This is a genomic window from Bradyrhizobium sp. 2TAF24, from assembly GCF_052115025.1.
In the GTDB taxonomy this organism is placed as follows: Bacteria; Pseudomonadota; Alphaproteobacteria; order Rhizobiales; family Xanthobacteraceae; genus Bradyrhizobium_A.
Window position 1 is genome coordinate 1 of sequence record NZ_JBFRFW010000040.1, and the last position, 26,423, is coordinate 26,423.

Here is a 26,423-nt window from a genome sequence, read left to right on the forward strand (position 1 = left end):
CCCGGGCGCGGCCGATCGCACTGCCAAGCAGGTGTTCGCCTTCACCCATTTCGACGTCTGGGCCTACGGCACCAACTTCATCAACCTCGAACTGCTGAAGTCCGACAGCCGCGATCCGGCCTCGCCCTGCCTGCCGACCGTCGGCGTGGCCAACAACTGTGCCGGCGCGATGGAATTCTATGGCCTGTTCCGCAGCACCTTCGGCTGGAATCAGCTGTTCAACACCAAGGCGTTCTCGGTCGGCCCGCTCAGCAACATCTCGTTCATCGTCGGTGCCGACGGCGAGACCGAGAACCAGTTTCTGGCGCCGAACAAGAAGGACGTCGTCGCCGGTCTGCAGTTCGCCTTCGACCTGCCCTACAAGGGCTATCTCAACGTCTCGCCGCTGTATTACCAGGAGTGGAACCACAACGCCTTCCTGACGCCGGGCTTCATGCCCGCTGGCTTCACCGGCCTGCCCGACGGCAACACCCACTTCCATGCGACCTGGGCGGTCGARGTCAACTACTACATGGACCTCGGCTTCCTGCCGGAGAACCTGCAGTACTTCGCGGTCAGCGGCCGCGCCGGCTTCTACGGGCCGAAGGGCAACGGCGCCTACGGCAACTACACCGTGCCGGCGACCAACAACACCAAGATGGAAATCAACAGCGAGCCGATCCGCCTGACCTTCGACGCCAGCAAGGCGTTCTGGGGKCCGAAATACACCCACTTCCTCGACGTCTGGGTGGCCTACCGCTACTGGGAGAACAAGTTCGGCCTCGATGACGGCAATCCGGCCAACGGCGTCTGCTTCTTTGCGGGTGGCGTCAACAACAAGAGCTGCACCGAGAAGTCGCTGTACTCCGGCGTGTCGGTCAAGTTCTGAGCCACCGCATAGCTGATGAAGCCGAAGGCGAGACCGTTGGCGATCGAATAGGTGAACGGCATCATCAGCGCGGTGAGCGCCGCCGGCGCGGCTTCGGTCACGTCATTCCAGTCGACTTCGACCAGCTCGCGCAGCATCAGCCCGGCGACATAGAGCAACGCCGGCGCGGTGGCATAGACCGGCACCGAGCCGGCGAGCGGCGCGAACAGCAGCGCCGCGACAAACAACAGGCCGACCACCAGCGCGGTCAGCCCGGTCCGGCCGCCCGCCTGCACGCCCGACGCGCTCTCCACATAGGCCGTGGTGCTGCTGGTGCCGAGCAGCGAACCAGCGACGATGGCGGTCGAGTCCGCGAGCAGCGCGCGGCCGAGCCGGCTCGGCTTGCCCTCTTCGATCAGGCCGGCGCGCTTGGCCACGCCGATCAGGGTGCCGGTGGCGTCGAAGACCTCGACCAGCACGAACACCAGGATGACATGCAGCAGTCCGCTGTGCAGCGCACCGAGAATGTCGAGCTGCAGGAAAGTCGGCAGGATGCTCGGCGGCAGCGAGATCACACCGTTGAACTTGCTCACGCCAAGTGCCATCGACAGCACCGTGATCGCCAGAATGCCGATCAGGATCGCGCCGCGCACCTTCAGCCCGTCGAGCCCGGCAATGATGAAGAATCCGAGGATCGACAGCAGCGGCCCGATCTTGGTGACGTCTCCGAGCGTCACATAGGTAGCCTGGTTCGCGACCACGATGCCGGAACTCTTCAATGCAATGATCGCCAGGAACAGCCCGACGCCGGCACCGATGGCGCTGCGCATGGAATGCGGGATGCCTGAAATCAGCCAGCTGCGCACCCCGCTGATGGTCAGGACCACGAAGATCGCGCCGGAGATGAACACCGCGCCGAGCGCCTGCTGCCAGGAAAAACCCATGGCGCCGACCACCGTGAAGGCGAAGAAGGCGTTCAACCCCATGCCTGGCGCCATGCCGATCGGCCAGCGCGCATACAGCGCCATGATCAGCGAGCCGAGCGCCGCCGCAAGGCATGTGGCGACGAACACCGCGTTGCGATCCATGCCCGTGGTGGACAGGATCTCCGGGTTGACGAAGATGATGTAGGACATCGTCAGGAACGTGGTGATCCCGGCGATGACCTCGGTGCGCACCGAAGTGGCGTTGTCCTTGAGCTTGAAATAGGCGTCCAGCACTGTCCGTCCCTCCCCCATGCGACGTCACGACCACCACACGCGAACGTGGCAGCGGACGTATCCGACGGCGTTTCCCTGTCCCAGCCCACGCCGCCGGCAGGACCGGACAGGCATGATCGGTGATCGACCCGGATCGATGTCCGGCTTTCGGAAAGCATGTTTGGATTGCAGGAACGGCGCAAGACCCGCATCTCGCGGATTGGCCGGAAGCAGTTTTCAAAATTTCCTTGAAATGGCGTCCCGCCTCATGCGGGAAACCCACATCGCCGCGCCGCATTTTCTGACAGTGCACCAGACTGGATCAGTCCATCGCGCGCTGCAATGTGCGGCATCACACCGGACCGAAGAAGCGCCCCGCGACCGCGAGGCGATTCATTCGCCCTGGAGTTACTTCTTCACCAGCGGACAGGCCGGATCCGGCGGACCGAACGCCTCGTCCCCGGGGATGGTCGCGAGAATCTTGTAGTAGTCCCACGGATATTTCGATTCCGCCGGCGACTTGACCTGCACCAGCATCAGGTCATGGACCATCAGGCCGTCCTCGCGCAGCTTGCCGTTGCGGGTGAAGACGTCCGAGATCGGCTTCTCGCGCATCTTCTCCGCGACCTTCAGCGGCTCGTCGGTGCCCGTTTCCTTGATGGCGTTGAGATACGACGTGACGGCCGAATAAACCCCCGCCTGCCACATCGTCGGCATGCGGTTGATCTTGGCGAAGAAGCGCTTCGACCATTCCCGTGTCTTGTCGTCGAGGTCCCAGTAGAACGACGTCGTCAGCAGCAGCCCTTCCGCCGATGGCAGCCCGATCGAGTCGATATCGGTGATCAGCGCCAGCAGCGCCGCCATCTGCTGGCCGCCCTTGAACACGCCGAACTCGCCGCCGGTCTTGATCGCGGTGGTGTTGTTCGGCGGCCCGCCGGCGATGCCGATGATCTTCGCCTTGGATGCCTGCGCCTGCAGGATGAAGGACGACAGGTCCGGCGTCGCGAACGGCGGATGCACCGAACCGAGGATCTTGCCGCCCATCTTGTTGATCACGGACGAGGCGTCGCGCTCCAGGGAGTGCCCGAAGGCATAGTCGTCGGTGATGAAGAACCAGCTGTCGCCGCCGCGCTTCACCACCTCCTGCGCCGTTCCCACCGCCAGTGCCCGGGTGTCGAACACCCACTGCATCGCGTAAGGGTTACAGAACTTGCCATGGAAGTCCGCTGCGCCGGTGGACTGGGTAATGAACATTTTCTTGCGGTCGTTGGCGACGCCCTGCACCGCAAGCCCGACGGCAGACACCGGCACGTCGACGATCAGATCGACCTGCTCGACGTCGTACCAGCGGCGAGCAAGGCTCGCGCCGATATCCGGCTTGAGCTGGTGGTCGCCGGAAATCACCTTGATCGGCTTGCCGAGCACCTGACCGCCGAAATCGTCGACCGCCATCTGTGCGGCGGCCAGCGACCCCGGCCCCGTGGCCGTCGACGCCGGCCCGGACATGTCGGTGAGCACGCCGATCTTGACCACGTCGTCGGATACCTGCGCCTGTGCCGCCGGCACGAGGCCAGCCAGCGCGAGCGCCGAAAGCATCACCCTGATCGTCTTCGACACCTGTCTCCTCCTTCGATACCACCGGGTGACTCCCCCGGCATCGTCCACGCCACGCTCCCCGATGCCGCGCTGTTGTTGTTCTCTCGCGGCAGACACAGCCACGAGGTCCTATCGAGGGGCAATCGCCAGTCTAGCCCCGATCCGACGCGATGTGGATGACGGCGCCGAGCGACCGAACGGCGATTGCAGTGTGCGGCGCACTCTAGAAACGGGCCGCCCTTGACAGAAGGCGTTGCGCGGCACTTCATTTGTGCCATTGCGGCACAAATTCAAGCCGCAGGGCGAGGCATGCACGTTTCATGACATGTGTTGAAGGGAGATCGACGGCATGGCCGCAAACGGCATCAGCCGCCTGAACACGGTGGAATTGTTCTGCGCCGCAGCCCGCGCCCGCAGCTTCACCGCGGCCGCCGCGGAGCTAGGGACCACCCCCTCCGCCATCAGCAAGGCGGTGCAGCGCCTGGAGAACCGGCTCGGCCTCAAGCTGTTCCAGCGCAGCACGCGCGCGGTCCGCCTCACCGACGAGGGCCAGACCTATTACGCCACCTGCCGCGGCGCGATCGAGACCATCCAGGACGTCGAGAAGACGCTGACGCGCCACCGCAGCATGCCGCGTGGCGTGCTGCGGCTCAGCTTGCCCTATACCTATGGTGTCAAGCGCGTGCTTCCGCTGCTGCCGCGCTACGTCGAACGTTATCTCGGCCAGGTCAAGGTCGAGGTGTCACTCAGCAACGCCGTGATCGATTTTGTGGCAGAGGAAGTCGACATGTCGATCCGGCTCGGCCCGGTCAGCGGCTCCGGGCTCGTGGTGCGCAAACTGCACGATGCCCGCGCCTGCATTGTCGCCTCACCGGCCTATCTGCGGCAGCACGGCGTCCCGCGCCACCCCGAGGATCTGCGCCAGCATGCCTGCCTCGGCCTGCGCATGCCTGACAGCGGACGCCTGATGCCATGGACGTTCCGCGATGGCGCCGGCACCGACCGCACCGTCGCGGTACAGCCGAGCATGACCTTCGATCATCCGCTCGGGGTGCTGACGGCAGCCCTGAACGACGCTGGATTCGCGCGACTGCTCGATTTCACGGTGCATGACGATCTCATCAGCGGCCGCCTCACGGAGGTGCTGACCGATTTCCGCCCTCCGCCGCTGGCGGTGTCGGCGGTCTACCACGGCAGCCGACACCTGCCGGCGAAAGTCCGCACGTTCCTGGATTTTCTGCTGGAGGCTGGCTGAGGAAGCGCGCCGGATCATGTGCCGGCCGACGCCGAGCCAACCGCTTCAAGCCTGGAAAACGGTGGCCACCAGCCGCGCATGATGCGGATTGAGCGTCGACAGGCTGCGCACGATCAAGTCGCAGCGGCTCTTGCCGGCCTCCACGACGATGATGACGATCCCGGCCAGGCCGAGCGAGGCGAGATAATCGCGGTCACCGAGCGAGCCGCCGTCGATCACGGTCATGTCGTAGGGCGCAAAGCCATCCTGCACCTTGGGCAGCGCCTCGGCGGCCCGCGGACCCTTGGCGGCGCCGCCGGCCGGCAGCACCTTGAGACCAACAGGCGTCGTCACTTCGAACAAGCTCAACGGCAGCAGACCGAGCCGCGCTTCGGCGAAGCCGGCCTTGTCGCCAAGGCCGAACTGCCTGGTGATCGTCTTCACCCGTGAGGTGCCGTCCACAGCCAGCGCCCGCAGGCCCGCCTCGCCGGCGAGCTTGGCGAGCACCACAGTCATCGCCGCACTCGCGGCCGCGCTGCCGGCGCTGACCACCAGTACCGCTCCAGGCGACTTGCCCAGCGCCATCGTCAGCATCTCGGGCAGCGGGCGCAGGCCCTCGAGCCGCTTGAGCGCCTCCGGATCGGCCGCAAGGCTTGCAGCCGCGACATCCTTGCGCGCCGCGCTGCCGAGGTTGAACAGCCCAGTGCGCTCGAACAGCTGATCGACATCCCAGGCCGTGCCATCGAACTGGTTACGAAATGCAGCCAGGAAGACGCCCAACAGCAGACCAAACGCCACTCCACCCGCCAGCACGAGCGCACGCGACACCACGTATTCCGGCAGCGGCAGCGTCGCCGGCGAGATGATGCGGGCATTGGTGCGGTCCAGCATGCCCTCCTCGCGGATCTCCTTGGCACGCCGCTGCACCGTCTCATAGACCGCGCGCCGCGCGGCGACCTCGTTCTCCAGCTCCTTGAGCTTGAGCACCGGCGGCCGGTCGGAGGCCGACACCCGCCGCGCCACGGCGATCTGCCGCGTGAGCTCGGTCTCGACCGCCTTGGCGCGCTGGTATTCCGTCTCGAGGCTGCGCTGGACGCGGCCGAGCTCGGCGTCGATCAGCTCGCGGATCTGTTGCACCTGGGCCTGCGCCGCGATCACCGCCGGATGCCGCGGGCCGAGCGAGACCACGCTGTCTGCTTCCGCCTTCTTGGCCTCCGCATAGCGGGCGCGCAGATCGGTGATGGTCGAGGACTGCAGCGCCTCCGCGAAGGTATCGAGCGGTGCCCCCTCGGTGCGCTTGCGCAGCACATCGAGCCGTGCCTGCAGCTCGGCGGTGCGAATGCGCTGCGCCGAGAGCTGGTTGGTGAGGTCGGCGAGCTCCTGGTCGCTGAGCAGCCGGCCTTCGGCGCCGACGAGGTTGTTGGCGGTGCGATAACTCTCGGCCTGCTGCTCGGCCGCGGCGACATTCTGGCGCAACGCACCGAGACGGGCCTCGAGCGCGGTCGCGGTGCGGGTCGCGGTCTCGGCCTGCATCTGCGCCTGAACGTCGAGATAGGACTGTGCGACCGCATCGACGATCTGGCGTGACTTCTCGGCCGACGCAGTCCACACCGAGAGATCGAGGATGAAGGTGCGGTCCGGCCGACGCACATCGAGCCGCTTGCGCAGCGTGCGCAGCGCCGCCCAGGTCCGCCCGTCCATGCTCGGCGGCGCCTCGGCACCATCGGTGGCCGGCGGCGTGCCCGCGGCTGCGAATTCCGGATCGTCCTGCAGCTTGAGCTTGGCGATCACCTTCTGCAGCACCTCGGTCGAGGTGATGACCTGGACCTGGCTCTCGAGCACCGCGAAGGTGGCGTCCGTCGAAGCCGCACCGCCATTGAGATCGTTGGGCAGGATCTGCAGCCCGCGCGGGTCGATCAGCAGCTTGATCTGCGACACGTAGCGCGGCGTCATCGACAGTGCCACGACCAGCGCGACCAGAGCGCACAATCCGGTCGCGCCGGCGATCCAGGCCTTGCGCCGGCCAAGCACGCGCGCAAGCCCCCGCAGGTCGATGACCGCGGCCGGCCCTTGCTGGAATTCGGCGAGAGTCACCATGAGCCGATCCCCGTGCTGCCCCGGTGGCCCGCACAGACCAGCGATCTGCCTGAACGGGCCGTTCGGCCATGCCGCTCCATCGGGCGCCCCGGCAACGGCTGGTTTGATCGGCGCGAACTCATGAAGCGACCTTGGAACGACCTTGGGACACACGCGTCCAGCGTGCCCGGACCGACGGCACGGGCAAGCACCGCCAGTCTGACGCGAATATGGTTAACATTTCGCTCAAAGCGTCGGGCATGCGGCGCGACAGGCCGCCACAACCGCGTCATGGCCTTCCCGAATCCCTCAGGATCGCGGCCCCAGGAGATCGATGACCTCGATCCCGCCAAGCCGGTTCAGGGTGTGCGGGCCCCGCAACACCCCCTCCGTGCGCAGGCGGATGATGCTGTGGACGCTCTGGCGCATCGCCTCGCGGTCGAGCTGCTCGATCCGGCAGATGGCGAGCCCGGCGCCATAGCCGTCGGAACAGTCCTGTGCCGGCCGCCACAGCGCGCCGCCATGCTGGAACACGTGACCGGCGGGACGGGCGCAACGGCTGTCGATGACGACAGGATTGGCAGCATGAGGTTGCCACGGCCCCAGCAGCTGCTCGGCGTAGAACACGCTCAGCGTATCCCAGTTCGAGCCGCGCCAGTCGCGTGTCGCCGCGAACATCCACCACAGCCCGCCGTCATGGAATACGGTCGCGTCGGAGCCATCGACGCCGTTCAGCAACGTCGCCTCATGGACCCAGACATCGGGCAGCCGTTCGGCGCGGTAGAGCTCAATCGACTGGGCCTGCAGGGTTTCCGGAATCATCCAGACCTGTCCGTCATGGGCGAAGACCAGCGGATAGGACAGGTGCACCGCCGTCTCGAGCACCGGCTTCGGCGTGGTGAAGCCGGTGTCCGGTTCGAACGATGCCGCCGAAATGATGCCCTTGCGCGTCGCCTCGACATATTCCTCGACGAACAGGAAGGTACCTTCGCGAGCGGAGAACAGGAACGGGTCCGCGTAGTAACGCAGGCCATCGTCGGGCAGAAACCGGTACGCTTCGACGCCCGGCAGCGTCACATCGCCGTTCCCAGCATCGAGATGCCGCCAGGCGACGAACCAGCGCGGTGCCTGACCGCACAGCAGCTTGAGCCGGTGGTCGAGCTTGCCGGCCAGTGTCCGCAGCCCGAACCGTGTCACTGCGCCAAGCCCGATTGCGGGCGGCGTCGCCACCGCCGCGAGCACCGCCTCGTCGCCGGCATCGGGCCCGGTGACAACGCGCAGGCACAGACGCAGCAGCGCCGTATAGGCGCAGTCGAGGCCCCGGGTCATGACAGCCGGATCCTCGATGGCCGGCTGCGCGCTGCCGAGCACGCGACCGCTGCGCGCATCGATGGCGGTCATCTCGCAGCTGCGGCCGTCGAGCAGCGCAACCAGCAACGCATCATCGTCCACCGCGCCGTCATACAGCACCCGGACGACATCGCCCGGATCATCACCGAGCGGCGAACCGCTGAGGTCGAGCGTCAGGCGCGCCCCATGACCGTCGCCGATCCACGGGCCCTCGAACGCCGTCCGGTCGAGGTGATCGCAAGCGTGCTCGCCATGCAACCGGAAGGCGAAGCGTTCAAGCGTCGTCAACAGCATGAAAGCCCGCGGCGGCGGCGGGCCATCCGCGAACGACATGGAGAGATCAACGGCGGGATGGGCCGCGAGCCGCGCGACCAGCTCGCGCTGCCAGCGCCACAGCCGTGCGCCGTTCAGCCGAACATGAACCGAGGCCTGCCCCGTCTTCGTCCTCATAATCGGCACCCCAATCCCGGAAACAGCCCGAGCGCCACGAGGGTCGCCCCGTCGAGGCGCTCCGGTGCCAGCGGATCAACGATCGCCATGCCACCCCCGCCGTTCAATTCCCAGATTGCCCAGCGAAACCGTCGCCGCTCGGCGGCGCAGCGCACATCTCGCAGCCAAGAGGCACGCATCGCGTCGTGAGGCGGATTGGGCGCAGCAATCCGCGTCGCACCGAACTCGCCGAGCAGGATACGATGGGGATCGACGGCATGGCGCGCGGCCCAGGCCGCCACCTCGTCAAAGGCGGCATGGATGCTGGTATCGCTCCAGTCCTCGCTGAAATAAGCACCAACGGCACGTTCCGCGATCCCCGACAGCCGCTGCCGTTCGCCCCCGGCGAGCGTCGTATCGGCTGCTATCCGGCGCTGCACGGCGACGACGGCGCCCGCGCGATCCCCACTGCTGGCGGGAAAGGGCAACCCCTGCAGATAGCGCCAGATCTCGGTGTCCTCCGGCTCGTGCGACTCCACGCCCTGATGGGTCAGGATGTGCGGCTCATAGTAATGGAACGAGTAGAGCACATTGCCATCGCGAAACGGCGCAGGGTCGAGGCGCATCAGACCACGGCGGCTGCCGCCCTGCGCGCCGGTGACCACGATCAGCAACTCCGGTGCCTGCCCTCGCGCGGCACGGTAGAGCGCTTCCATCATCGACTGCCAGCGTGCGGCGGTTTCGTCGTCATATCCTGCCGGCGGCTCGTTGACCGGCTCGAGCGCAACGCCCGGATCCTTGAGCTCCGCAAGCAGGCGCGCGGTCTGTCCGACCATGGCCACATAGGCGGTAAACAGCGGCGCGGTGCTGTCCCTGAATACGACCTCGGGCCGAACCGCCGCGACCTGCGAATTGCCATGAAAATTTACCAGCACGCCGAGCCCATGGCCGCGAAACCGACGGATGGTATCGCGCAGGACGACATCGAGCTCCTGCCGGCGCCTCCCTGTCATCTGCAGAAAAGGCCCGGGATCGACGGTGAGCCGCACGAAATCGAAGCCGCCAGAACGCAGCCGCCCGATCAGGCTGTCGGACACCGCATGGTCTGCGGTGGCGAACGGCGGCCATAGATAGAGCATGGGATCGGCAGGCGAAACGGAAGCCCAGTTGAGCGGGCGATGCACGCCGACGCCGCGGCTGAAAGCCGCCGCATCGCCCCTGACCTCCGAACCAGAGACCACGGCCATGATGGCCGCGATCACAACAGCGCCGCGCCGCCGAAAACAAGCACGGCGAGCACGACCAATCCACGGCAGGACAAAAGCAACAAAGACCATGTAAAGCAGGCTCAATACCAAAGCTGCCGTTCGTGACGTCGCCTCACCCCTGGCTGGCCATGAAAAGCGACGGATAGCAATGACCGGCAACAAACTTTAACCGGGCAGGCTTAATGCTTGTCTAAGCTAACTGCGCCCCTGTTTGCGTCTCCCCGCATATCATGCGGGTCACGAAGGTCCGTCGATGTCGCCACTCCGCGTTCTCTGTGTCACGCCATTCGGACCGTCTGGACGAGGCGGCATCGACCGCCTGTATTTCTATCTGCGTAGCCATGTCCAGAACCATGGCCTGGCCGGCATCGACCTGCGCTTCGCCCAGTCGCGCGGCGCCGCCAGCGGCAATGGCTGGATCGCCACCTTTCCCTTCATCCTCGCCCGTATCGCCGGCGAACTCGGGCGCTTCCGACCGCATGTCGTGCATCTCAATTTCGCCACCGGCGGCAGCCTGCCGCGCAAGTATGCCATCCTCAAGCTCGCCAAGGCGTTCGGCGCACGCGTCATCGTCCATTTCCATGGCCAGTTCATCGAAGACAAGGTCCTCGCACGGACCCCGGCCGGCCGGCTGTTCAAGGCGATCGCAACCGGCGCGGATCTCGTCATCGCGCTCGGCGAAGTTCATGCCGACGGTTTTCGCCGCATCGGCGTCGATGCCGCGAAGATCGCCATCGTCCCGAACGGCATTCCTGATTTCGCCAGCGATTCGGTGCTGTCCGACAAAGGCCGCACTCCGCTTCGCATCCTGTTCTCGGGGCTGCTGACGGAGAACAAGGGCATGCAGGTGCTGATCCCCGCGCTCGCCCTGCTCAAGGACACGGTCACCAACTGGCACTGCGTTGCCGCCGGGAATGGTGAGGTCGCCGCGTTCTCCGCGATGGCCGACCAAGCCGGGCTGCGCGACCGCATGACCTTTACCGGCTGGATCGAGGCCGACGAGATGCACCGCCATATGCGCGAAGCCGATGTCGTGGTGCTGCCGTCGCGCACGGAGGCCTTGCCGCTCAGCCTGATCGAGGGCGCCTGCGCAGGAGCCGCACTGGTCGCCACCGATGTCGGCAATGTGCGCAGCATTGTCGCGGATGGCGTCAATGGCGTCCTGGTGCGCCGCGAGCCCGAGCCGATCGCCAAGGCCTTCGCCATGCTTGCCAGCGATCAGGAACAGCTGAAAGCCATGCAGGCCGCGTCCCGCCGGATCTACTGCGAACGCTTCACCATCGGCGCTTTTGCCGAGGAGTTGCGCGCCGCCTATCTCCGTGCCGCATCACCAGTGGGATGACGCCGCGCGCGCGGAAGCGCGCAGCGTCTGCCGATCTCAGTCACGCGGAACGTCGAGCCGCTGATCAATGAACTTGCGCTTGCCGCGCCCCGACATCGGCAGTTGATCCACGAGCCTCAGGTTGATGCCGAGGTCGCCGTCCGCACGCAGCGCCATGCGGTCGAGATACTCGCTGAGATCCGGAGTCTCGCCCTTCTCGGTCACGACCAGAAGATCCACCTCACCGGGCTTGTCCTGGATGAACTGCACTTCCCGCGTCAGATCGCGGGAATCGATCGGCACGCACAGGCCGCAGAACGGAATCAGCGTGCCCGACCGCCCCACCACGTACTCGCTGCTGCGCCGCGGCGCGAGGCCACGGAGAACCAGCGTGTAGCCGTTATGGGCATCAGGCCGCTCGACCAGCTCCGCCTCGTCGCGCGTGTCATAGCGGATCAGCGGCATGCCCTTGTACAGCAGTCCAGTCGAAACGATGCGGCCGACGGCACCCGGCGTGGTGACCGGGCGCCCGTCGTCGTCCACCAGCTCGGTGTAGCCGTAAAGCGGGCTGAACTCGTAGGTATCCGGCTCGCCATCGCGTTCGACGGCAAAGGCCACCTTCTCGCTCAGCCCGTAAAACGGCACGATCCTGGCCTGATCGAACGCCTGCTGCATGGTCTCGCGCTGATGCGGATAGAATTTTTCCGAAATCGGGAAGATGCCACGGATCTGCGACAGTGGCGCGATGCCATTGCGCATCAGGTATTCGGCAAAGATGCTGATGGCGGACGGATAGCCGTGAATGAACTTGATGCCGCCGTCGCGGATCGCCTCGAGATAGCGCGGCATGGTTTCGTCATTGAGATGAAACACGGACAATCGCAGCTCGCGCAGCGCCGGCTCCCGCTCCATGTGGCGCCCCCTGCCGTCGATCAGGTCGAAGCCGCGAAAGACGCAGCGCCAGTCGCCGGCGGTAAATCCGGCGCGCGACCACGCGTCATGAATGAAGGCGTATTCGATCGGACTGCGGTTACGGTCGAGCAGGAACGACAGCGGTTGACCGGACGAGCCGTCGGTCGACGCCCGATCGAGCGTGTCCGACGGCACCGTGCACATCTCCTCGCGATGGTCCAGCACCGTCTGCCGCGACAGGATCGGCAGTCGCGACCAAACCGCGTCGTCCATCAGCGCTTCGCCGCGGCGATCGCCGACAATCGGACCGAGCGTGCGCGCGTAGTATGGCGACCGCTGCACGGCGCGCGAAATCACCTCGGACAGCTCCGCTCTGCGATACGCTTCCACGAAAGCGAGATCGGTCCGCCCGCGCGCGATCTGCTGCCGCCAGTGCTTGTACGTGCCGCCGAATTTCATCGACGTCGGAACATGCTGCAGCACCCGTCCGACATAGGCGCGGGTTGACAACGGCAACCTGACGTAAGCACCTCTTGCGACATCAAGAAGAGTCATTCGTCCGTCTCCTGACCATATGCGGCGGCAGATTACCTGTTCCCTGCTTCGCCGACCTTGCCCGATAATCTAAATCCGCCGTTTACCTTAATCATTCACATTGCATCGATGATGCAGTCAGAACATGTTGCGGTCTATGTGCCCGCGCTCAACCGCGGCGGTGCCGAACGCGTCGCCGCGCTGCTCGCGACGGGCTTCTTCCAGGCAGGCCGGCGCACGACCCTGCTGGTCGATTTCGAGGCCAGCGAGAATCGCGCGCTGGTGGCCCCCGGCATCGAAACCGTCGTGCTCGGCCGCTCGCACCTCACGGCGACGCTCGCGCTCGCCCGCTTTCTGCGACAGCGACGACCCGACATCGCGCTGGCGATCGGCGGCGCCGCCGACGTCAAGCTCGCCGCGGCGCGTCTGCTGAGCGGCTCGCGCTGCCCGATCGTGCTGTCGTATCATGGCCGCTCCGACGTCGGCCGCGGCCGGCTCGGCCACGCCTCGTACACGCTGGCCCGCCGGCTGTCTCGCCGGGCCGCCATGGTGTGCGTGTCCGACGGGCTCGCCGACCATCTGTGCAACGACTGGCATGTCCCGCGCGAGCGGGTGACGCGGATCTACAATCCGGTATCGGTCGAGCATGCGCTTCCCGTCAGCCGGGAAGAGCTGGCGCAGCGGCCACCGGTGGTGATGAGCGTGGGACGCCTCAACCGCGAGAAAGGCTTTGCCGCACTCATCGCGGCGCTGCCGCTCATTCAGTCCGATGCGCGGCTCGTGATCTATGGAGAAGGCCCGGAACGCGACGCCCTGCAGGCCACGGCGGCTGAGCTTGGTGTCGCGGACCGCCTGCACCTTGCCGGCTATCGCGACAACCCCTGGCCCTGCTACGCCACCGCACGATGCTTTGCGCTGGCCTCGCCAAAAGAGGCGTTCGGCAACGTCGTCGTCGAGGCGCTTGCCTCCGGCCTGCCTGTGATCGCAACCCGAAGCGGCGGCCCCGACGAAATCCTCGATCACGGCCGGATCGGCGCCCTCGTCGACAACGGCGACATCCCCGCCCTGGCCGATGCGATCAATCGCGCCCTCGCCGATCCCGGTGATCCGTTGCCGCGCGTCGCCCATGCCAGGACTTTCGATGTGAATACCGCCGTCGCCAACTATCTCGCGCTGTTCAACAGGATGCTGAAACGTTGACAGGCTGCCCCACTGCGGCCTTGTCCTGCCACACCTCCCAGGGCCGGTCGAACATCCGGTGCAGGGAAAATCCCGCTAGCGATAGTCCCGCGGCATAGACCGCGCTGAACGCGACCGTCGCACCGAGCAAAATCACCAGCGGCGGCTGGCCGACAAGCAGGGCTCGCACGCCGACCAGCGCCGCGGCCGCCAGCATGCTGGCGACGACCAGCCCGACCAAGGCCCGAGACGCCAGCGTGAACGGCAGCAGCCGACGCGACAGGACGGCGCTGCCGGCGAGCGCGACGAAGGCCGAGAACGCGGCGACCACCGCGGCAGCCTGCGGGCCGCCATGCGGAATGAGCAGCAGACCGAATACCGCGGATACGATCGCGGGCGGCACCATGCTGACGAGTTGCTGCCAGTTCTTGCGCACCACGAAGAAGACGTTGTCGAAACAGAAGTTCTTCAGGCTGGTGCAGAGCGTCGCCAGCGCGATCCACGGCATCACCCGCGTCGCCTCCAGCCGATAAGGCTCCGGCAGCACCAGCGCGCCGAACGGTTGCGACAGCAGCGCCACCCCGATGGTCACCGCACCACACAGCAGCAGCAGCGCGACAAGCGTTCCGGCCTGAATGCGGCCCGCCACCTCACGTCCGTCGTTGAGATAGCTGCGCACGAGCATCGGATAAGTGTAGGGATTGAGCGAACCGCTGAAGAGCTCGACCGGCTGCCGGGCGAGCGCGAACGCCGCCGCGTACAGCCCGACACTGGCCGGGCCCATCGCGTGATTGAGGATGAAGCGATCGAGCCAGCCGACGACCTGCCCGAGCAACGTCACCAGCACGATCGGGATTCCGAAAGCCAGCGCAGCCCGATAGCCGTCCAGCGGGATCGTGGGACGCGGCATATGACGGAACGAAAGCCCGCAGGCGATCAGGCCCATCACCAGCGTCGCCAGCGACACGCCGAGCGACGCCGGCAGGAACGTCGAACCGACGGCCATCTCCGCGCCGACGGCGCAGGCCAGCGACAACACGGCACGGCCGACCTCGATGCCGGCATAGAGCTTGTGATCCTGCCGGGTCTGCAGCAGGGTCAGGCCGAGCCGCAGGATGGCGAACGCCCCTACATAGATCAGCACCGCAAGGGTGAACGGCCCGGCGAGGTTTGGCTGCACCAGCGCCAACACCAGCGCGCCGACCAGCGACACCACACACGACACCACGGTCAGGACCAGCGTTCGCCCGAACTGCGCCGCCGAGGGATGGCCGCGACCGCTGTCGCTGCTGAGAATGAACAGCCGCACCCAGCCGCCGACCGCCATATCGAGAATTTCGCCGGTGGTGACGACAAGGGCGAACAGGCCGTATTCTTCGACCGGCAACAACCGTGTCAGGACCAGCAGCAGCACGAATGTCGACAGCCGCGGCGCCAGATTGGCGCCGAAATACAGCAGGACATTGGCACCGCCGATCATTGCCGCAGCTCCCGAGCGCCATCGGACATGGCAACCGCAGTTCCCTGATCCGGTTGCAGGCGCACCGTCGCCGGCTCGATTCGCGCGGCCGTCTCTTGCGGCAGCACCGTGATCCTGACCTCGAAGCGCCGTGCATGGCCTTCGCTCGCCTCGATCACGATCCGGGTCGCCGCCGTCATTACGCCGAATGCCGGCGAATACTCCGCCGCCTCCAGCCGGCAGGTCATGTGGTCCGCCGCCGTAAACGACAGCAGCGGGACCCCTGCCCGGCTGACCAACACCGCCGAACCGTTGACAACGGCCGACAGGTCGGGATGCAGCAGGAAGCCGCTGCGAACACCACGTACAGGCGCCGAACCACCGTGCCCGGCCGGCAGCAGCTCATCGGTGACAGTCAGGTGATCGGTATCGATGTGAAGTGTCCGCTCACAGATCAGGCCGTACTCACGCACGTAGCCGTCGTGACGGGCGACCACCCGATGGCCCGAGGCCTGTTCCTCACTCACAATCAACTGAGCCTTGGCCGCGTGGCGCCAGTTGAAAGCGCCTGCGATCTGACTCTGGTCCGCTCCGTCGAGGCAAAGCGTATTATGGGCGGCCGTGCCGCGCAGACGGTCCCGCACCGCGCCGCCAGCATGGTAGAGATAGGTGCCGGCGTCGACCAGCACCGGCTGGCCATCGAGATGCAGCAGCAACGACAGCGCATCGGCGTGGCCATGGGCTGCGATCGACAGATAGCCGAGCGGTCCGTGATCCATGACCACCAGCGCCACACGGCCGGCGAGCCTTCGGCGGCTGACGGTGTAACCGCCCTCCGCGAAGCTCCGCATTCCCTCCGGCGCGGGCGCAGCTGCACGCCAGCCCAAGACCACGTTGCGTAGCTGAGCCCCCCCGAAGGTCATCGCCAGATCGTCACGCCCTGCAATGGCCGCCATGGCATTGACCACCGAGGCGACATAAAACGCTTCATGGCCTGCGCCAGACGAAATCACCCGGCCCTCGTCATCATCGCCAATTCGCGGCTGGTGGCCACCGCCATCGGTAATCCAGCCAAGGCATGCGCCGGCAGAGGCGATCCGCGTCACGACGTCCGCCGGGAATGGATGCCCCGCCCGCGCGGCGACGCTCAAGGCCAGGAGATACCATTCGCAGGTGAAGGCGGTATAGGTCGGCGACTGCTCCGCACCGACGCCGTCGTCATGGATCTGCAGGAACGCTTCCGCAATCAAGGTCTCGCGCGCTTCGCCGGCAGCCGCCTCAAGCCCGGCGTCCGGCCAGAGCGTTCCGAGAATGAACAGCGCCCCGGCTTCCGCGATCAGATGATTGTTCGCCGACGAATGCTTCGACGGATAGCGCGCCAGCCAATAGGCATGCGCGGCAAGGCATGCTCCGATCTTGCGCGCCAGCCGCTCGCCAACCCGCGCCTCACCGAGCAGACCGATGGTCAACAGGACCGAGACAACCCGCAGCGCGAGTTCGATGCCGGACACCCAGTTGATGCCCTTGAAGGGCGGGTTGGCGTCGATCCAGCTCTCGATGAGGTCGAGCGCAGTCTGCGCCAGTTGCTCGTCACCGTCCATCACGGCCAGTGCCGCGATCACCGGCACGAATTGCAGGCGGTTGAGCTCCCACACCAGCTTGACATCGCCGCGCGCGCGGTCATGGCGGTAGGCGATATCGAAGCAGTAGGCCTGATCCGGCCAGCGCAACCCGGAGGTCGGATCGCGATGCCAGTCGATCCCCTTCGAGACAGTGAAGGCGTGACCGAGCGCCTGATAGATTCCCGGCCCGTCGGAACTCGGCGCGACCGCGCGCCAGGCCTGTCGCAGGTCGCCGCTCAGCAGTGCGAGATGTCCGCGATCGACGGCAAGTGCCGGCAGACGCGACGACCGCGGCGTGAAGTCGTCCCAGTGAAAACTGCGCCGTGCGGCGATGCGCCGCTTCGCTGCCTCACCCAGCCGATGCCGGATCTCGCGCGCATTCATTGCCCGCAAGCGGTTGACGTACCAGCCGAGCTTGTGCGTCAGGTTTTGCATTTGCCGCAGGTCACCTCGGGCGGGCCTGGGACGGCTCGGCTTGCGCGGCATCGACGCTCCAGCTCCGCTGCGCCAGCGCTGCATAGGCGGCCAGCAGCTTGGGCGCTTCATGAGCCCAGGACAGTTCGTTCTCGACGCGCCGACGGCCGAACGCCCCCATCACGGCACGGCGTTCCGGATCGTCGAGCAGTTGCAGGATCTTCGCAGCCATGTCGCCGGAGTCGTTACGCTTCGCATAGAGCGAAGCGTCTCTCGCCGAGACCTTGCCTTCCGTCAGATCGAACTGAACGATCGGCTTGCTGAGCGCCATGTACTCCATGATCTTGTTCATGGTCGACTTGTCGTTCATGTCGTCGGCCTTGTCGGGATTGACACAGACGTCGGCGGTATTGAGCATTTCGAACAGATCGTGATCGCTGGCGCGTCCGGTGAACGTCACATAATCCTGCACGCCGAGCGCCACCGCAAGCTTCTTCATTTCGTCGAGCGCCGGACCGCCGCCGACAATGCCAAAATGAACGTCCTGCCGGCCATGCTCTTCAACGATCGATTTCACCGCGGCAAGCAGCAGGTCGATACCTTCCTGCGCTCCGATGACGCCGACATAACCCACCAGGAAACGCCGGCCACGACGCAGCGCATCGTTCGGGGGCAGCAGCTGGATGCGGGCGAGATCCGGCCCGGAGCGCACCACGAACACGTCGTCCGGCGACATGCCGCCGCGGGTCAGCGCGATCTGGCGATAGGATTCGTTGGTCGCAAGCGAGATATTCGCGGTCTTGAAGGTCAGCTTCTCCAGCAGCACCAACAGACGATAGAACACATCCTTGCGCCCGAACTTCGACATATAGAGTTCGGGGTTGATGTCGTGATGGTCGAACACGAACTTCTTGCCGAACAGGAACTTGAAGAAACCGCCGATCAGGAAGATGGTGTCCGGCGGATTGCAGGCGTGAATGATGTCGAATCCCTGCGCGAACAGCACCCGCCAGCACAGCAGGAACTCGCACAGCAGCGCCCAGCCGTACTCCAGCGGATAGCCCGAGGCCCGCTTGGCCTCGAACGGCATGCTGTGGCGGTAGACGTGAACACCTTCGATGTATTCATAGGCGAGCTCGGCGCCGAACCCTTTCGGGCAGATCACTGACACCACGCAGCCTGCACGCGCCAGCGTCTTGGCTTCCGACCACACCCGGCGATCGAATGGAACTGCGAGGTTCTCGACGATGATCAGGACGCGCAGCGGGCGGCCGTTCTTCTGCAGCCGCGTGTCACCAATTGATGCCGACATAACGCGCTCCCAGCTTCGGGCTCTCCCAGAGGCGGGCGAGGTCGAGAATGACCTGATCCTCGCGGACCAGCGCTTCGATCTTGCGGAACTCGGGCGATGCATTGCCGATGATGATGACCTCTGCGCCTTCCAGGGTGTCGCGCAGCGACGGCATCATGATCGAGCCGATATGTGGAATCGCCTGCTCGATGTGGCGGCGGTTGACGCCGGTCAGCGCCGAGAGGTTGACGCTGGCGTCATAGAGCTTGAGGTTGTAGCCCTTGCCGATCAGCCGCTCGATCAGCTCGACCTGCGGGCTTTCGCGCAGGTCATCGGTTCCCGGCTTGAAGCTGAAGCCGAGCACCGCGATATTGCGATAGCCAAACGAGATCACCTTGCCGATGGCGCGCTCGATCTGGATCCGGTTGCTCGGCAGGATGTTGGACAGGATCGGCGCATCGACGTCGAGCTGGCGGGCGAGATAGGTCAGCGCGCGCGAGTCCTTCGGCAGGCACGATCCGCCGAACGCAAAGCCCGGCTTGAGGTAGGTCGGCGAGATGTTGAGCTTGGTGTCCGCGCAGAACACGTCCATCAGCTCGTGGCTGTCGATATTGAGCGCCTGGCAGATATTGCCGATCTCGTTACCGAAGCAGACCTTGAGGGCGTGCCAGGTGTTGTCGGCATACTTGATCATTTCGCTGGTTTCGAACGCAACGGTGAACACCGGCGCCACGATGCCCTCATAGAGCCCGGCGACCTGCTCGGCAGCGGCCGGATCATTCGAGCCGATGACCGTCTTCGGCGGCGAGAAGAAGTCCGACACCGCAGTGCTTTCGCGCAGGAATTCGGGATTGTAGGCGACCGACAGGCCCTCGCCGCAGCGGCGGCCCGATTCCTTCTCGAGGATCGGAATGATGGTATTGCGCATGGTGCCCGGGATCATGGTGGACCGCACCACGACCACGTGATCACCGCGCTTGTGGCGGATCGCCCGGCCGATCTCGGCAACCACGCCGCAGACGATGTCGATGTTGATGCTGCCGTTGTCACGGCTCGGAGTGCCGACACAGATCAGCGAGATGTCGGTGCCGTCGATTGCATCCTGCACACTGTCGATGGCGGTGAGGCGCCCCGCCTGGACCAGCTCCTGCATCATCTCGCCGAGCCCCGGCTCGACCACCGGCGGCTTGCCTTCACGGAAGCACTGGCGCTTGACGTCGTTGACGTCGAGCCCGATCACCGTGTGACCGACCTTGGCAAAGCAGGCCGCCGACACGGCGCCGACATAACCGAGGCCGAAGATGCTGATGCGGCGTGGCGCGGTGTTGACCGGAATCTGCGCTTTGACCTTGGGAAGGTCGGCATCGTGCTCCAGCTTGCTGCCCGGAGCCAATTCGATGAGATCAGAGTCGCTGAGCCACGCTTTCACTTTGCAATCTCCCCTACGGTCTCCGGTAGTTAATCACCGGATCGGGAAAGAGAAAGCATTCCATACTTGTCATCACGCGTTAGGCTTACCTCACCGCAATCCGAGCGATCGCGTTAACGGCTCATTAACCATGAGTGCAGCGAACAGCCGCATGCTGAACATCGCGCTAACCCGCCTTAAGCAAATTTTCACAAATTTGTCCGCAACAGTCCGGACTCTCCATCGCCAGACGCGAGCGCCATGACTTTGCAGACCATTTTTCGCGCGCTCGCCTGGGCCTCGATCCTCACCATCGTCATCGTCACCGACGGCCCGATCGGGCTGCGCCCGGTCACGCACTTCTCGCCCAACCTGGAACGGCTTGCCGCGCTCGCGCTGGTCGGGTTGCTGTTCGCGCTGGCCTACCCCAACCGGTTGCTGCTGATCTTCATGGCGCTCGCCCTCGCGATCGGCGTATTCGAGATGGCGCAGCTGCTGATGTCGGGTCGACATCCCCGGCTTTGGGACGCTTCGATCAAGGTCGCCGGCATGACGGTCGGCCTCACCGCGGGTTATCTCATCAACATTATTGTCATGTCGCGGCGGCCTGAGCCTTCGGAGTGACTCGAAGGCGGCGCCTCGCAAGGCGCCGCCCGACGTCACGGATGCGGCTTTGCGGCGTGAGATCGGCTCCGCTCAGGTATGATGCTTGTCGAGGCGCGGCACCATCGCTGCGCGCCCGGCAAGGCGCCGCGGACGGGGGGATGCCCGGCGTCATCGGCATGTCGCGGACCTCCGGATCGGCCGCGTGAACGGCGCCACACCCCCGCGCTGTCAGGCAGCCACCGGCGGGCTGTGGAGATTGCGGCCCGGCGGCGCCCTGTGACACTATATTCACAGGGGCGACCTCCCCGACGGCAAGGCTCCGAGCATGACCGGTTTCCGCTTCCTGAGCGCATCCGACAGCGCCGTCATCGTCGAGTTCGGCGACCGGGTGGATCGCGCCGTCAACGAGCGGGTACTGGCGCTCGGCGACGCCGTCCATCGCGCGAGGCTTGCCGGCGTGACCGACGTGGTGCCGACGTTTCGCTCGCTGATGATCCACTATGACGCGCTTGTGACCAGCGGACCGGCGATCGAGGACGCCGTCACCAACCTCGCCCAGGCCGGTAACCCGGCACGGCAGATCAAGCGGCGGTTGTGGTTCATTCCGGCCTGCTATGAGCCGTCCCACGCCCCCGATATCGAAGATATCGCCCGCACGCTTCATCTCACGGCCCGGGAGGTGGCGGAGCTGCATGCTACATGCCACTACCACGTCTACATGATCGGGTTCGTGCCCGGCTTTCCCTATATGGGCGACGTCGCGGCGGCATTGCAGCTGCCACGGCGCGCGGATCCACGCACCCGCGTACCGCCGGGCTCCGTCGCCATCGCAACCAATCTCACCGCCATCTACCCTTACGAGAGTCCCGGCGGCTGGCACCTGATCGGCACCACGCCCATCCGCTTCTTCGATGCGGCAACCGAACGCGGCTCGGTGCTGCAGGCCGGCGATGCGGTCGCATTCGAGCCGGTGACCGCAGCCGAATTCGACCGCATCAAGGCTGCGGTCGCGCGCAATGATTTCGTGCCCGCGAGCCAGGAGATCCAGCCATGATCCCGGTCGCCCGGACCCTCAAACCCGGCTTTCATTCCACGCTCCAGGACGCCGGTCGGCGCGGATACCAGAACATCGGTGTCCCGGTGTCCGGCCCGCTCGACCGCACGAGCTTCATGCTGGCCAACGGCCTGGTGGGCAACGACCTTGAGGCCGCCTGTCTCGAGCTGATCGGCTCGGGAACGGAACTCGAGATTATCGCAGCGTCCGCCCGCTTCGCCATCGTCGGCGGCACGGCGCGGATCGAAATCCTCGGCGCTGACGAGCAGGTGCCCGCCGGCCAGAGCGTGCGTGCGGTAAAAGGGGACGTCGTTCGGGTTCGTCTCGGTGGCGACGCACTGTGCGCTTACCTCGCGCTTGAGGGCGGGTTCGCGGCTCCGCTCTGCCTCGGCAGTCTGTCGACCTATGCCCGGGCCGGCTTCGGCGGCCATGCGGGACGCATGCTGCAGGCAGGCGATACGTTGAGCGGCCACCGCGACGATGTGCCCGCACGTGTCGAACTTGCGTTGCGATCCACCCCACCTCTCGCCTTCGCAGAGCCGGTCCGCCTTGTCCTCGGGCCACAGGACGATCATTTCGCCGACGAGGCGGTCGCGACGCTGCTGTCCTCCGCCTACACCATTGCCGCCGCCTCCGACCGCATGGGCTTTCGTCTCTCCGGCCCAACGCTGCGTCACAAGAACGACTACAATATCGTATCCGACGGCATCGTCGCCGGCTCGATCCAGGTGCCGGGCTCCGGGCTCCCCATCGTGCTGATGGCGGATGCACAAACGGCGGGCGGCTACCCCAAGATCGCGACCGTCATCTCGGCAGACCTGGCACGGCTGGGCCGCCGCAAGGCCGGTCAGAGCGTGACGTTCAAGGCGGTGTCCCGTGCGGAAGCCGAGACGATCCGCCGCGCGGAGCACGCCGCGTTGCTCGCCATTCTTGCGGACCTGCGCCCGGCCGACGGTCTCGACGTCGAGGCATTGGCACGCCACAACCTGATCGACGGCGTGATCGATGCCGGCCACAATTGATACCGCCCGGCATGACGGGATCAGGATCAAGCTTTTGCGAAACGTGGTATCCGGCGCGGTGCTTTAGCCTGAGAGCTTAGCACACCCTGCAGAGATTCCGGACGGTGGTCCGCCCATCTCGCCGATGACGCGCATCAACCCGAGATGACCGTGCATCAGGCAGGCTTCGTTCTCGCCGGCCCGCAGCAATGCCTCGATGGCGTCCTGCAGCAGGCGATCCTTGTCGGCATCGGATGGGCGCGGCAGGCCCATCAGATAGACCTTGGCATCATGAAGCGTACGCAGACAGGCACCGGACGCCAGCACGATCGGCTCGGGAAAGCGGTCGGACCACGACATGTCACGCTCCCTCCAGCCGCAGCCGTTGCGCGCCGTCTTGAGCGCCGCACCGCCGTGCGGAACCGGCTGGATCAGGTCGCCGCATGGCGACCACATCAACCATGCGGTGGACATTTCGTTCCGCGCAGATCGCGCTTTTGACCGAGATGGAACCTGCATGGCCTGCGCAGGATCATATCCTGCCGTGAGACAGGACCGCGCCCATGCCACCCCCATCAGGGCGCGAACACGAACCGCTCGTCGATCTCTGCGGGCGACACCACACCAAGCTGGGCGCAAGCCTGGCTTAGCTCCGACTTCAGGAGATTGATGGCATGGCCGGCGCCGCCCGGCATGGCGGCAACGCCATACATCACCGCGCGGCCGACCAGCGTGAAGTTCGCCCCGGCGGCAAACGCCTTGGCGATGTCCTCGCCAGCGCGGATGCCGCCGTCGAGAATCAGCGGAAAGTCCGGACCGACCTTGCGCCGGATCGCGGGCAGCGCCTCCAGCGTCGCCAGCGCGCCGCTGAGCTGCCGACCGCCGTGGTTGGAAACGATCACCGCATCGGCCCCGATGTCGCGGCTGCGTGCCGCATCGTCCGGCGACAGAATACCCTTGAGAATCATCCGCCCTTTCCAGCGTGCGCGGATGGCGCGGATCAGGTCGAGGTCGAGGCGGCCTGAGCTCTGCTCCGCCATCAGGGTTGCGAGCGACGACGCGCTGGCATTGCGTGCGGCATAAGGCTCGAGATTGGCGAAGCGCGGCGCGCCCTTGCGCAGGGTGGCAAAGCTCCACGCCGGATGTGCCGCAAGCTCGATGCCCCACATCGCCGACGGTTTGAGCGGCAGGCTGAGGCCGTTGTGCTGGTCGCGCAGCCGACGGCCCGGCGCCGGCACATCGACCGTGACCACCAGCACCTGGAAGCCCGCCCGCGCGACCCGCTCCAGCAGGTCGTCGACGATCGCCTGGGACTTGCCGACATAGAGCTGGAACCAGGCATGCTCCGGTGCGATCGCCGCGATCCGCTCCAGCGCCGTGGTGCCGGCGGTGGACAGGATGTAGGGAATATCCGCGTCCCGCGCCGCCGCCGCGACCAGTTCGTCCGCGCCCGGCCAGATCAGGTTGCCCATGCCGATCGGCGCCACCCCGAACGGCGCCGACCAGCGCCGGCCGAGGAATTCGGTCGCAAGCGAGCGTGCCTCGACGTCGACCATCGCACGCGGCAGCAGCCGCAGGTTCTCGAACGCCGCGCGGTTGCGATGGAGCCCCGCCTCGGTGCCCGCACCGCCATCGAGAAAGTCGAACGCAAAGCGTGGAATGCGCCTGCGCGCCTTCTCGCGAAGGCTATCGATCGAGTATGTGCCGGCCGCAGTCATGGTCACGGTGCGATACGGATTTCGACCAGCGCCTGGGTCTTCTCGGTGCGCACGTGGGCGATCGCCCGCTTCAGCGCCGCCGCGAGCTCGTCGCCCTTCTCCACCTTGATGGTGAAGGCACGGCTCGCCTCTGCGACCTTGGTGAAGTCCGGCGACGGCTCCAGCGAGATCAACGGCATCTTGTTGGTCTTGGCCGCAAAGCCTTTCGGATAGACGTCAAGCACCGAATGCCGCACGGCGCCCCATTCCGAGTTGTTGAGGATCAGCACCAGCACCGGCAGGTTCATGGCCTCGGCGATCTGATGGCAGGCCACCGGATTGCTGAACATATAGGAACCATCGCCCATGGTGGCGACCACGAGGCGGTCGGGACCTGCGAGCTGCAGGCCGAGCGCGCACGGGAACGACCAGCCGAGACCACCGGAATGCGGCTCCTGATACCAGGCGTTGTGGGCGCCGAGCGTCATCGGCTCCAGCGGTGCGCCGAGTTCGGACAGCACCGTGGCGTCCAGCCCGGCGATGGCCTCCGACAGGCAGTGGCTAACCCACGCCTTGGTCATCAGGTCGCCATTGCCGAGCTCGGCCTGCTTGCGCACCTCCGCGCGGCGGGCGCCGTGTGCTGATGTCACCTCCGCACGACGGGTGTCGCGAACCGCCGCAGTCGCCGCGAGGTGCGGCTGCAGCCGCGCCGCGAGCTCGGCGAGGATGTCGGCGGCTTCGCCAACCAGCGACACGTCCGCCTGGAAGTTGCGAACCGGGAAGCGCGCATACAGCGGATCCTGCCCGATCTGGATCACCTTGCAATTCGCAGGCACGTCGTGCGCGGCCGGCGACCACGGCGCCAGCGAGTCGATGACGACGATGACGTCGGCGTCCTTGAGCCACGGCTTCGGATCGCTGCCGACCGACATCGGATGGTCGGTGGCGATGGCGAGCTTCACCGCCCAGTACTGCGACACCGGAATGCCCCAGGTCTGCGCCAGTTCGGCAAGCGTCGCAAAGCCTTCGGCTGATCCGGCGCCGCGCTGGGCAATGATCACTGGCCGCTTGGCGTTGGCGATCAGCTGCGTCGCAACATCCAGTGCCGACGGCTGTGGCGCAGCAATGGCCGGCATCATGCGCGGCTCCGCGTCGAGCTGGTCCGCCGGACACAGTTCGCACAGCACTTCGCGCGGCAGGCTGAGATAGACCGGGCCCTTCGGGGTCGAGTTCGCGATCGCATAGGCGCGGTCGATGATCTCGAGCGCCTGCTCGGGGAAACGCAGCTCGTAGTCCCACTTCGAGGCTTCGCGAACGAGCGCCGTCTGGTCGCGCATCTCCTGGCCCCAGCCGATCGGCACCGTGCGGGTGCCGAGGCGGCCGCTTTCGGTCACCGGCGTGCGGCCCGAGAACAGCAGCACCGGAATGTGCTCGGTGGCGGCGTTGATGGCGCCGATGGCGCAGTTTGCGAGGCCGACATTGGTATGGGCCATCACGGCCTGCGCCCGTCCGGTGCCGAGATAGTAGCCATGGGCCATGCCCATCGCCGCATGCTCGTGCGGGATGACGATCGCCTTCGGCAGATCGATGTCCTTGGCCGTGGCCTCCGCCAGTCCCTCGATGATCGGCGGGAAGTCGGTGCCGGAGTTGGCGAAGATGTAGTCGACGCCGACCGCCTTGAGGCGGGCCAGCACCGCGCCACCCGCGGTGATCTTCGGGGTGTCGGTCGACGCCGCACCTGCGGCGTTGTCGGTCTGCTTGGTCATTTACTGTCCCATCATTTGCTGCGGCAGCCAGGTGGCGAGCAGCGGGAAGAGAATAAGGATGACGAGGCGGATCAGGTCGGTGATCACGAAGGGCAGCACGCCGACGAAGATCGTCGACATGTTGACGTCCTTGATCACGCTCTTGATCACGAACACGTTC

Annotated in this window: 19 protein-coding genes and 2 pseudogenes; 7 read left to right on the top strand and 14 right to left on the bottom strand. The window is 65.9% G+C overall.

Annotation, left to right across the window (positions count from 1 at the left end):
* Nucleotides 1-868 (top strand): hypothetical protein (locus AB4Z37_RS32215; RefSeq protein WP_441520744.1); only part of this gene is annotated, 868 nt, incomplete at its 5' end.
* Here the strand turns inward: AB4Z37_RS32215 and AB4Z37_RS32220 are convergent.
* Together AB4Z37_RS32220 and AB4Z37_RS32225 are read right to left on the bottom strand one after the other, a co-directional pair.
* Nucleotides 856-2,085 (bottom strand): annotated as a pseudogene (locus AB4Z37_RS32220) (NCS2 family permease); the annotation flags it as partial. The gene AB4Z37_RS32215 and the pseudogene AB4Z37_RS32220 sit on opposite strands and share 13 nt — an antisense overlap.
* 369 nt (nucleotides 2,086-2,454) lie before the next feature.
* A complete protein-coding gene (locus tag AB4Z37_RS32225) occupies nucleotides 2,455-3,642 on the bottom strand; it encodes an ABC transporter substrate-binding protein (RefSeq protein ID WP_441520761.1) in 1,188 nt (395 codons plus the stop codon).
* A 349-nt stretch (nucleotides 3,643-3,991) separates the two neighbouring features.
* Between AB4Z37_RS32225 and AB4Z37_RS32230 the strand changes: the two genes are divergently transcribed.
* Complete coding sequence (locus tag AB4Z37_RS32230; RefSeq protein ID WP_441520745.1) at nucleotides 3,992-4,897, top strand: LysR family transcriptional regulator; 906 nt, start codon at nucleotides 3,992-3,994, stop codon at nucleotides 4,895-4,897.
* A gap of 45 nt (nucleotides 4,898-4,942) precedes the next feature.
* Here the strand turns inward: AB4Z37_RS32230 and AB4Z37_RS32235 are convergent, their stop codons facing one another.
* From AB4Z37_RS32235 to AB4Z37_RS32245, 3 genes are all read right to left on the bottom strand, one after another.
* Nucleotides 4,943-6,973, bottom strand: coding sequence for a GumC family protein (locus AB4Z37_RS32235; protein WP_441520746.1), 2,031 nt, complete (start codon nucleotides 6,971-6,973; stop codon nucleotides 4,943-4,945).
* Nucleotides 6,974-7,261: 288 nt separating this feature from the next.
* Nucleotides 7,262-8,752: a glucosamine inositolphosphorylceramide transferase family protein gene (locus tag AB4Z37_RS32240; protein WP_441520747.1), complete on the bottom strand. Its 1,491-nt coding sequence runs from the start codon at nucleotides 8,750-8,752 to the stop codon at nucleotides 7,262-7,264.
* On the bottom strand, nucleotides 8,749-10,158 hold the full coding sequence (locus tag AB4Z37_RS32245) for a glycoside hydrolase family 5 protein (RefSeq protein ID WP_441520748.1): 1,410 nt from the start codon (nucleotides 10,156-10,158) through the stop codon (nucleotides 8,749-8,751). Before AB4Z37_RS32245 ends, AB4Z37_RS32240 begins: the two co-directional genes overlap by 4 nt.
* 94 nt (nucleotides 10,159-10,252) lie before the next feature.
* Here AB4Z37_RS32245 and AB4Z37_RS32250 point away from each other — a divergent pair, with 94 nt between their 5' ends.
* Nucleotides 10,253-11,341 (top strand): glycosyltransferase family 4 protein, encoded by a 1,089-nt coding sequence (locus AB4Z37_RS32250; RefSeq protein ID WP_441520749.1) that lies wholly within the window; start codon nucleotides 10,253-10,255, stop codon nucleotides 11,339-11,341.
* A gap of 36 nt (nucleotides 11,342-11,377) precedes the next feature.
* Here the strand turns inward: AB4Z37_RS32250 and AB4Z37_RS32255 are convergent, their stop codons facing one another.
* Nucleotides 11,378-12,787: a CoF synthetase gene (locus tag AB4Z37_RS32255; RefSeq protein WP_441520750.1), complete on the bottom strand. Its 1,410-nt coding sequence runs from the start codon at nucleotides 12,785-12,787 to the stop codon at nucleotides 11,378-11,380.
* 108 nt (nucleotides 12,788-12,895) lie between these two features.
* On the opposite strand from AB4Z37_RS32255, the gene AB4Z37_RS32260 reads away from it, so the two are divergent.
* Complete coding sequence (locus AB4Z37_RS32260) at nucleotides 12,896-13,966, top strand: glycosyltransferase (RefSeq protein ID WP_441520751.1); 1,071 nt, start codon at nucleotides 12,896-12,898, stop codon at nucleotides 13,964-13,966.
* Here AB4Z37_RS32260 and AB4Z37_RS32265 read toward each other — a convergent pair.
* From AB4Z37_RS32265 to AB4Z37_RS32280, 4 genes are read right to left on the bottom strand one after another with little or no spacing between them, the layout of a single operon-like run.
* A complete protein-coding gene (locus tag AB4Z37_RS32265) occupies nucleotides 13,944-15,425 on the bottom strand; it encodes a lipopolysaccharide biosynthesis protein (protein WP_441520752.1) in 1,482 nt (493 codons plus the stop codon). The genes AB4Z37_RS32260 and AB4Z37_RS32265 overlap by 23 nt on opposite strands.
* A complete protein-coding gene (locus AB4Z37_RS32270; RefSeq protein WP_441520753.1) occupies nucleotides 15,422-17,512 on the bottom strand; it encodes a heparinase II/III domain-containing protein in 2,091 nt (696 codons plus the stop codon). The genes AB4Z37_RS32265 and AB4Z37_RS32270 overlap by 4 nt, the downstream gene beginning before the upstream one ends.
* Nucleotides 17,472-18,752, bottom strand: coding sequence for a glycosyltransferase family 4 protein (locus AB4Z37_RS32275; RefSeq protein ID WP_441520754.1), 1,281 nt, complete (start codon nucleotides 18,750-18,752; stop codon nucleotides 17,472-17,474). The genes AB4Z37_RS32270 and AB4Z37_RS32275 overlap by 41 nt, the downstream gene beginning before the upstream one ends.
* Entirely contained in the window at nucleotides 18,733-20,160 is a 1,428-nt protein-coding gene (locus tag AB4Z37_RS32280) for a nucleotide sugar dehydrogenase (protein ID WP_441520755.1), read from the bottom strand. The genes AB4Z37_RS32275 and AB4Z37_RS32280 overlap by 20 nt, the downstream gene beginning before the upstream one ends.
* A 240-nt stretch (nucleotides 20,161-20,400) precedes the next feature.
* Here AB4Z37_RS32280 and AB4Z37_RS32285 point away from each other — a divergent pair, with 240 nt between their 5' ends.
* The 3 genes from AB4Z37_RS32285 (at nucleotide 20,401) to AB4Z37_RS32295 (ending at nucleotide 22,821) form a co-directional block, all read left to right on the top strand.
* Nucleotides 20,401-20,763, top strand: a complete 363-nt coding sequence (locus AB4Z37_RS32285; RefSeq protein WP_441520756.1) for a hypothetical protein — start codon at nucleotides 20,401-20,403, stop codon at nucleotides 20,761-20,763.
* Nucleotides 20,764-21,070: 307 nt separating this feature from the next.
* Complete coding sequence (gene pxpB, locus AB4Z37_RS32290) at nucleotides 21,071-21,799, top strand: 5-oxoprolinase subunit PxpB (RefSeq protein WP_441520757.1); 729 nt, start codon at nucleotides 21,071-21,073, stop codon at nucleotides 21,797-21,799.
* The gene (locus AB4Z37_RS32295) at nucleotides 21,796-22,821 is read left to right on the top strand and encodes a biotin-dependent carboxyltransferase family protein (protein WP_441520758.1); all 1,026 of its coding nucleotides are present in this window, start codon (nucleotides 21,796-21,798) and stop codon (nucleotides 22,819-22,821) included. The genes pxpB and AB4Z37_RS32295 overlap by 4 nt, the downstream gene beginning before the upstream one ends.
* A gap of 63 nt (nucleotides 22,822-22,884) precedes the next feature.
* Here AB4Z37_RS32295 and AB4Z37_RS32300 read toward each other — a convergent pair whose 3' ends face one another.
* The 4 genes and pseudogenes from AB4Z37_RS32300 to AB4Z37_RS32315 all read right to left on the bottom strand — a co-directional run.
* Nucleotides 22,885-23,274, bottom strand: a complete 390-nt coding sequence (locus AB4Z37_RS32300) for a hypothetical protein (RefSeq protein WP_441520759.1) — start codon at nucleotides 23,272-23,274, stop codon at nucleotides 22,885-22,887.
* Nucleotides 23,275-23,375: 101 nt separating this feature from the next.
* On the bottom strand, nucleotides 23,376-24,518 hold the full coding sequence (locus AB4Z37_RS32305) for an alpha-hydroxy acid oxidase (protein ID WP_441520762.1): 1,143 nt from the start codon (nucleotides 24,516-24,518) through the stop codon (nucleotides 23,376-23,378).
* A gap of 2 nt (nucleotides 24,519-24,520) precedes the next feature.
* Nucleotides 24,521-26,263, bottom strand: coding sequence for a thiamine pyrophosphate-requiring protein (locus AB4Z37_RS32310; protein WP_441520760.1), 1,743 nt, complete (start codon nucleotides 26,261-26,263; stop codon nucleotides 24,521-24,523).
* Nucleotides 26,264-26,423: pseudogene (locus tag AB4Z37_RS32315) on the bottom strand (C4-dicarboxylate ABC transporter permease); the annotation flags it as partial.